A 7,336-nucleotide genomic window follows, 5' to 3' on the forward strand; every position below is an offset into this window, starting at 1 on the left:
GTCTCGGGGTCCATCGGGGGCGGCCTCTCAGTCCGTGTGGGTGGGGAAGAGGTGCGTGTGGACGCGTACCGTCTCGGCGCCCGGCGCGTCCGTGTTCGCGTACCTGGCGCGGTACTCCTCGACCAGTTCGTGCATCCTGCCGCTCAGCTCGCGGCTGAGCTCGGGCGTCAGGCGCAGTGTCCAGTCGCTCATGTCCGAGGAGTCCGTCCAGTTGTCGGGCCAGTCGCCCCGGTTGCCGATCCAGGTTGCGATCTCCCGGCTGTGGGTGGTCGCCACCTCGTGCATGAACAGATCGGCGGCCCCGCGCACGGCCGGATTCGGGTCCTTGAACAGGGCCCCGTCGAACCGCACACCCACATGGACGGCCTTCCACCAGCGCTCCCGCCCCTTGCCGTGCTCGGGCGCGTCCTCCACGAAGCCGTGCGTGGCGAGCTGGCGCAGGTGGTAGCTGGTCGCGCCGCTGGACTCGCCCAGTTTCTCCGCCAGTTGGGAGGCGGTGGCGGGCCCGCCGCGCCGCAGCGCGTTGAGCAGGGCCATACGCAACGGATGCGCGAGCCCTCGCAGGGAGCGGGCGTCGAGTACGTGCGGTGTCAGGTCTTCATGCTCATGCTCATGCTCCGGCATGCACGCAAAGGTAGCGTTGCAAAGGAGTGCTTGCAAGACCTCCTTTGCAACAAATGCTTTGCAACAAATCCTTTGGAACTCCCACCCCCGACACTCCGAACCCCTACACCCCCTCCCGATCCTCCGCCGCCTGTTCCACCAGCGGGATGATCCGCAGAGGAACGGGGTTCTCCATGACGATCGCCGTGGAGGCGCGGACGATGCCTCCGAAGCCGACGACCCGGTCGATCACCCGTTGGAGGTCCGCGTTCGAGCGGGCCACCAGGCGGCACAGCATGTCGCCGTTGCCGGTCGTCGTGTGGAGTTCCAGCACCTCGGGCACCGTCGCCAGATGGGCCCGTACGTCCGCGCCCTGGCCCTGCCGGATCTGCAGCGTCGCGAACGCCGTGACGGGGTAGCCGAGTGCCGCCGGGTCCACCTCGGGGCCGAAGCCCCGGATCACTCCGTTCGACCGGAGCCGGTCGAGGCGGGCCTGGACCGTCCCGCGCGCGACACCGAGGCGCCGGGACATCTCCAGGACGCCGACACGTGGTTCGCGGGCCAGCAGCAGGATGATCCGTCCGTCCAGATGATCGATCGCCATGAGTGCCTCCCGGGTGGTCACCCTGTACAGAACACCCGCCAGTACGGGCATCGCCATGAGCAGATTGTCCAGTGGATCCGGGAACTGTTGCGCACCTTGCGGCAGTGGAGAGAGCCTGCGCATATGACGCAGACCACACACCAGACTCCCGACACCGCCCGGCGGGCCGACCCCTTCCCGGTCAAGGGAATGGACGCGGTCGTGTTCGCCGTGGGCAACGCCAAGCAGGCGGCCCACTACTACTCCACCGCCTTCGGCATGCGGCTGGTCGCCTACTCCGGACCGGAGAACGGCAGCCGCGAGACCGCGAGCTACGTGCTCGAGAACGGCTCCGCGCGCTTCGTGTTCACCTCGGTCATCAAGCCGGCCACCACCTGGGGCCACTTCCTCGCCGAGCACGTGGCCGAGCACGGCGACGGCGTCATCGACCTCGCCATCGAGGTCCCGGACGCGCGCGCCGCCTACGAGTACGCCCTCGAACACGGCGCCCGCTCCGTCGCCGAACCGTACGAGCTGAAGGACGAGTACGGCACGGTCGTCCTCGCCGCCATCGCCACGTACGGCACGACCCGGCACACCCTCGTCGAGCGCTCCGGCTACGACGGCCCGTATCTGCCCGGCTTCGTGGCCGCCGCCCCGATGGTCGAGCCGCCCGCCCACCGCACCTTCCAGGCCGTCGACCACTGCGTCGGCAACGTCGAGCTCGGCCGTATGAACGAGTGGGTGGAGTTCTACAACAAGGTCATGGGCTTCACGAACATGAAGGAGTTCGTGGGCGACGACATCGCCACCGAGTACAGCGCGCTGATGTCGAAGGTCGTCGCCGACGGCACGCTCAAGGTGAAGTTCCCGATCAACGAGCCCGCCATCGCCAAGAAGAAGTCCCAGATCGACGAGTACCTGGAGTTCTACGGCGGCGCCGGCGTCCAGCACATCGCGCTCAACACGAACGACATCGTGCGGACGGTGCGGACCATGCGGGCGGCGGGCGTCCAGTTCCTCGACACCCCCGACTCGTACTACGACACGCTGGGGGAGTGGGTCGGCGAGACCCGCGTGCCCGTCGAAACCCTGCGCGAGCTGAAGATCCTCGCCGACCGGGACGAGGACGGCTACCTCCTCCAGATCTTCACCAAGCCGGTCCAGGACCGCCCGACGGTCTTCTTCGAGATCATCGAACGACACGGTTCGATGGGATTCGGCAAGGGCAACTTCAAGGCGCTGTTCGAGGCGATCGAAAGGGAGCAGGCCAAGCGGGGCAACCTGTAGCCCGGAGCCGCCACCGCGGCCCACGAGTTCCCCCGGCCACCACAGCGGCCCCACGGAACTGACGCCGTGGGGCCGCACGGGCGCCCCGCGCCTCGGACGGCCCCAGGAAGGTTCTACTTGGGCGCCTTCCCCGAGGGCTCGCCCAGTTCCTTCAGCGCCCGCATCGCCGCGGGCGCGTGCAGCGGCGAGAAGTACGGGTTGACGCGCAGGGCCTCGGCCAGCTGGCGGCGGGCGGGGCCGGGCCGCCTCAGGGCGCGTTCGATCTCGCCCCGGTGGTACGCGTACAGCGCGTCGCGGACCTCACCGCGGTACCTCTTCTCGGTCGCCTGCTTCGCGAACCCGAGAGCCTCCCGGTCCTGGCCGGTCCGGTGCAGCGCCCAGCCCAGCGCGTCCGCCACCCGCAGGCTCGGATGCCGCTTCCACTCGGCCCGCAGAAGCCGGACCGCCTCCTTCGGGGCGCCGTGGTCCGCCTCGAAGAGGCCGAGGAGCAGGGAGTTGTTCACCCGGGCCGCCGTGCCCTCCCGCACCGCCTCGCGCAGCACCTCGTACTGGGCCCGCGCCAGGTCCCTGCGCCCCTGAGCCTCGTGCAACTCGCCCAGTTCCAGGGCGTACCGGGGCAGCTGCGCCTTCGCCAGAGCCGACCGGTACGTCCGTACCGCCCTCTCGGTGCGGCCCAGCGCCGCCAGCGCACGGGCCTGCCCCGCGAGGGCGGCGTGGTCCTCGGGGGCGGCACGCAGAGCGGCCGTGGAGTAGTTGAGGGACTTCCCGCGCTCGCCGCGCTGCCATGCCAGCTCAGCAGCCCGCACCAGGTAGCGGGCCCGCTCGGCCCGGCTCCTCGCGTGTGCGGCCGCCTCCGAGATCGCCGCCGCCGCGTCCTCGCTGCGGCCCTGTTCCCAGTACAGCCGGGCCGCGACCGCCGTCACGGCCGGGGCGGACCGCAGTGCGAGCAGCCGGTTCAGGGAGCTGTCGGCGGCTTCCATGTCGCCGAGACCACAATGCGCGTCAATCAGCGGCGGATACGCCGTCCACCGCTGGGGCGCCGTCTCCACGGCCTCCTCGCCCCACCGCCTGGCCGTATGGAAGTCCCCGCGGGCGAGCGCCAGCGCGGCCAGCCCCTCGTACGCCTCGACATTCCCGGTCGGACGGACCTTCAGCGAGGTCTGCAGCGCCCGCTCCGCCTTCGGGAAGTCCGCCACCACTCCGGTACGGCGCCCACGCTCCCCGTACGCCGTGCCGAGCGCCGCCCACGCCCGCGCGTCCTTCGGCCGGGCGCGGACCCGGGCCTCCTGCTCATCGATCCGCACCGTCAGGGCGGACCGCGCGGCGGGCGCCCCGGCCCCGACGGCCACCCGGGCCCGCTCCGGGGGCCCCGGCGCGGACCACGGCCGTGACTGCCACACGTCCGGCGGCAGCAGCACCAGCACCCCGCCGAGTACCGCGCACCCGGCGACGGCAGCCGTCCCGATCAGCACGCGCCGTCGTGTCCGGCCCGCCGGCTTGCTCTGCCCCTCTTCCAGCCCCTTTTCGCTCTCCATGCCGCTCACTGTGCGTCAGTACGACGACCGCGCCCCGGCACCCGAAAGGCCCCCGCCGACGGGTTCACACCGATGGCCGTCCGGTGCGAGGCTGTGATCATGAGCCGTATCGAAGCAGCACGCGACGAGACGACCGGCAATCTCCTCGACCGGCTCCTGGCCGGCCTGCCGGCCGAGACGGTCCTCACCGGCCCGGATGTCACGGCCTCGTACGCGAACGACATGGCGAGCTTCTGCGAGTCGGGTGCCCCGGCCGTCGTCGTCCTGCCCCGCACCGTCGAACAGGTGCAGCACGTCATGCGCACCGCCACCGACCTGCGTGTCCCGGTCGTCCCGCAGGGCGCCCGCACCGGCCTGTCGGGCGCGGCCAACGCCTCCGACGGCTGCATCGTGCTGTCCCTGACGAAGATGGACCGCATCCTGGAGATCAGCCCGGTCGACCGGATCGCCGTCGTCGAACCGGGCGTCGTCAACGCCACGCTCTCCCGCGCCGTGGGCGAACACGGCCTGTACTACCCGCCGGACCCCTCCAGCTGGGAGATGTGCACCATCGGCGGCAACATCGGCACGGCCTCCGGCGGCCTGTGCTGTGTGAAGTACGGGGTGACGGCCGAGTACGTCCTCGGCCTGGACGTCGTCCTGGCCGACGGCCGGCTGATGTCCACCGGCCGCCGTACGGCGAAGGGTGTCGCGGGGTACGACCTCACCCGCCTCTTCGTGGGCTCGGAGGGCTCGCTCGGCATCGTCGTACGGGCCGTGCTGGCGCTCAGGCCGCAGCCGCCTCAGCAGCTGGTGCTGGCGGCGGAGTTCCCCTCCGCGTCCGCCGCCTGCGACGCAGTGTGCCGGATCATGGAGGGCGGGCATGTGCCGTCCCTCCTCGAACTGATGGACAGGACGACCGTCAAGGCCGTCAACGGCATCGCCCACATGGGCCTCCCCGAGACCACCGAGGCGCTCCTCCTCGCCGCCTTCGACACCCCGGAACCGGGTGCCGACCTCGCCGCGATCGGCGCCCTGTGCGAAGCCGCGGGCGCCACACAGGTCGTCCCGGCGGACGACCCGGCCGAGTCCGAACTCCTCCTCCAGGCACGGAGGTTGTCGCTCACCGCGCTGGAGGCGGTCAAGGGTACGACGATGATCGACGACGTGTGCGTGCCGCGCTCCAGGCTCGGCGAACTGTTCGCCGGCGTGGAGCGCATCGCCGAGAAGCAGGGCCTCACCATCGGGGTCGTCGCCCACGCCGGTGACGGCAACACGCACCCCACCGTCTGCTTCGACGCCACGGACCCCGACGAGTCGCGGCGCGCCCGCGAGTCCTTCGACGAGATCATGGCGCTCGGCCTGGAACTGGGCGGCACGATCACCGGCGAGCACGGTGTCGGCATCCTCAAGAAGGAGTGGCTGGCCCGCGAGATCGGTCCCGTCGGCCTGGAGATGCAGCGGGCGGTCAAGGCGGTCTTCGATCCGCTGGGCATCCTCAACCCGGGCAAGCTCTTCTGACGCCTGCCGCCCTCCACCCGCTCACGCACCGTGCGCGAACAGCTCGGCCAGCCCGTCGTCGATGCGCAGGCACTCGCCCTCGGTCCCCGGCGGCACCACCCGCAGGGTGCGCTCCAGCCAGGCCGACACCTGGGCGGCGGGCGCCTCCAGCAGGGCGTCCCCGCCGGGTGAGCTCAGCGTTATCAGGACGACGCTCCGGCCGTTCACCTTCGTCGGCGACACCCGCACGTCCCCGTGCCCGCACGGCCGGAACACCCCCTCGACGAGGAGCTCCCGGGCGAACGTCCACTGGACCGGACGGTCGGAGTCGATGTGGAAGGTGACCCGGACGGCGTAAGGGTCGTCGCTGCGGTAGCCGAGTCTGGCGGGGACGGGGATGCTCCGCTCCGGCGACAGGACGAGCCTGAGGTCCAGCTTGCGTTCCACCACGGTGTGCTGCATGTCGTGCGTTTCCTCTCGGTTGGTTCTCGTACGTCTCATGGGTCTCGTACGCGCCCGGTGGACGGGCCCGTACGAGTGGAGAGCGACGAGGGACCGGAACCATTACGCGGATTCGGGAAACTTTTTCGACCGGCCCCGAAAGGTCGTACGACGACACGTGTGCCCCCGTATCAGAGCGGCGCTCGAAGAGGCACGGCGCGGCACGGGCGCCCGCACCAGAACCGTGCCCGACAGGGGCGGACACGTCAGATGGGGCGGGCGGGTACGGCGGGTACGGCGGGACCGGGAGCGGCGGTGATGCGTGCCGGGGTCTGGGCTGTGCTTTTCCGGGGGCGACCCTCGGAGCCCCGTTTGGTTGTACGACGGTACGCGCGCGGCCCGTATCAGAACCGTGCCCGTTAGGGGCGGGTACGGCAGGAGCGGCGGTGATGCGTGCCGGGGTCTGGGCCGTGCTTTCCCGGGGGGCGACCCCCGGGCCCCCAGCCGGGGCGGGTGGTGTGGTGTTGTGCCGGTGGTTCCAGGTGGTCGGCCCGGAAGGTTGTACGACGGTACGCGTGCGGCCCGTATCAGAACCGTGCCCGTTAGGGGCGGGTACGGCAGGAGCGGCGGTGATGCGTGCCGGGGTCTGGTAGATGTGGATCCCCTCTATCAACCCCCGAGCAGATACGGGACGACGGACATGAGCGCCCCAACCCCGGCCCCCGGTGACGACAGGCCCCGCGAAGGGTATTACCCGGACCCGTCCATTCCTGGATATGTCCGGTACTGGAACGGTGCCGCCTGGGTACCGGGTACGAGCCGTCCGGCGCCCTCCGACGGCGAACCGCTCTCCCCGCCGGGCGCCCCCGCCGCGGTGGAGGAGACGGGACCGCACTTCTTCGACGAGGACCCGGAACCCGCTGCGCCTGCCGAAGGGAGGAGACCGACCCCCGCCGAGGCCCAGCACGGCAGCAGGCCCGAGCCCGCGTCCGCGTGGGGCGCCGACCGGTCACGGCAGTCCGGCTTCGGCGGCGACAAGAACCGCCGGGTCTCGTGGGGCGCGTCGCGCGGCACGGACCCGCGGGTGGCGGCGGACCAGTCGGCCGGGCCCGGAGGCGACTCCGCGCGCACGGCGAGCACGGACGACGCGGCGACGATCCCGCCGGCGGACTCGGACAGCGACAGGCCGGAGGGCACGGTCGTCTTCCGCCGCCCGGCGACCGGCGCGAACCCCCCGGCCGGCGAGGGGCAGGGAGCACCTTTCGGCGCCCCCGCGACGAGCGCCCAGGCCGCCGCCCGGCAGGCACTGGGGTTGAACCCCCACGCGCCCCACACGCCACCCACGGCCCGCACGGCCCCCGAGGCACTCTCCGGCCCGCAACAGGGCCCTCAGCAGCCCCAGCAG

Annotated in this window: 7 protein-coding genes; 3 read left to right on the plus strand and 4 right to left on the minus strand. The window is 71.5% G+C overall.

Going from position 1 to position 7,336, the window contains the following annotated elements; translation table 11 throughout:
- Nucleotides 1-27: 27 nt before the first annotated feature.
- Both FNH04_RS37775 and FNH04_RS37780 read right to left on the minus strand, forming a co-directional pair.
- Nucleotides 28-624, minus strand: a complete 597-nt coding sequence (locus FNH04_RS37775) for an ArsR/SmtB family transcription factor (RefSeq protein ID WP_152790353.1) — start codon at nucleotides 622-624, stop codon at nucleotides 28-30.
- Nucleotides 625-727: 103 nt separating this feature from the next.
- The gene (locus FNH04_RS37780; protein ID WP_152790358.1) at nucleotides 728-1,207 is read right to left on the minus strand and encodes an Lrp/AsnC family transcriptional regulator; all 480 of its coding nucleotides are present in this window, start codon (nucleotides 1,205-1,207) and stop codon (nucleotides 728-730) included.
- A gap of 123 nt (nucleotides 1,208-1,330) precedes the next feature.
- Here FNH04_RS37780 and hppD point away from each other — a divergent pair, with 123 nt between their 5' ends.
- Nucleotides 1,331-2,476: a 4-hydroxyphenylpyruvate dioxygenase gene (hppD, locus tag FNH04_RS37785; RefSeq protein WP_152790354.1), complete on the plus strand. Its 1,146-nt coding sequence runs from the start codon at nucleotides 1,331-1,333 to the stop codon at nucleotides 2,474-2,476.
- A gap of 113 nt (nucleotides 2,477-2,589) precedes the next feature.
- On the opposite strand, the gene FNH04_RS37790 is transcribed toward hppD, so the two are convergent.
- Nucleotides 2,590-4,011 carry a tetratricopeptide repeat protein gene (locus tag FNH04_RS37790; RefSeq protein ID WP_152790355.1) on the minus strand — a complete coding sequence of 474 codons (1,422 nt, stop codon included), beginning with the start codon at nucleotides 4,009-4,011 and terminating at the stop codon, nucleotides 2,590-2,592.
- A 93-nt stretch (nucleotides 4,012-4,104) separates the two neighbouring features.
- Here FNH04_RS37790 and FNH04_RS37795 point away from each other — a divergent pair, with 93 nt between their 5' ends.
- Nucleotides 4,105-5,511 carry an FAD-binding oxidoreductase gene (locus FNH04_RS37795; RefSeq protein ID WP_322725014.1) on the plus strand — a complete coding sequence of 469 codons (1,407 nt, stop codon included), beginning with the start codon at nucleotides 4,105-4,107 and terminating at the stop codon, nucleotides 5,509-5,511.
- A 21-nt stretch (nucleotides 5,512-5,532) separates the two neighbouring features.
- Here FNH04_RS37795 and FNH04_RS37800 read toward each other — a convergent pair whose 3' ends face one another.
- Complete coding sequence (locus FNH04_RS37800; protein WP_152790357.1) at nucleotides 5,533-5,952, minus strand: SsgA family sporulation/cell division regulator; 420 nt, start codon at nucleotides 5,950-5,952, stop codon at nucleotides 5,533-5,535.
- A gap of 679 nt (nucleotides 5,953-6,631) precedes the next feature.
- Here FNH04_RS37800 and FNH04_RS48200 point away from each other — a divergent pair.
- Nucleotides 6,632-7,336 (plus strand): DUF2510 domain-containing protein (locus FNH04_RS48200; protein WP_228031846.1); only part of this gene is annotated, 705 nt, incomplete at its 3' end.

Origin of the sequence: Streptomyces phyllanthi (genome assembly GCF_009377205.1) — a bacterium.
GTDB lineage: Bacteria > Actinomycetota > Actinomycetes > Streptomycetales > Streptomycetaceae > Streptomyces > Streptomyces phyllanthi.

Coding starts and splice junctions, on each gene's coding strand:
- FNH04_RS37775 (WP_152790353.1), bottom strand. CDS start 624: ATGCCGGAGCATGAGCATGAGCATGAAGACCTGACACCGCACGTACTC.
- hppD (WP_152790354.1), top strand. CDS start 1,331: ATGACGCAGACCACACACCAGACTCCCGACACCGCCCGGCGGGCCGAC.
- FNH04_RS37800 (WP_152790357.1), bottom strand. CDS start 5,952: ATGCAGCACACCGTGGTGGAACGCAAGCTGGACCTCAGGCTCGTCCTG.
- FNH04_RS37790 (WP_152790355.1), bottom strand. CDS start 4,011: ATGGAGAGCGAAAAGGGGCTGGAAGAGGGGCAGAGCAAGCCGGCGGGC.
- FNH04_RS37780 (WP_152790358.1), bottom strand. CDS start 1,207: ATGGCGATCGATCATCTGGACGGACGGATCATCCTGCTGCTGGCCCGC.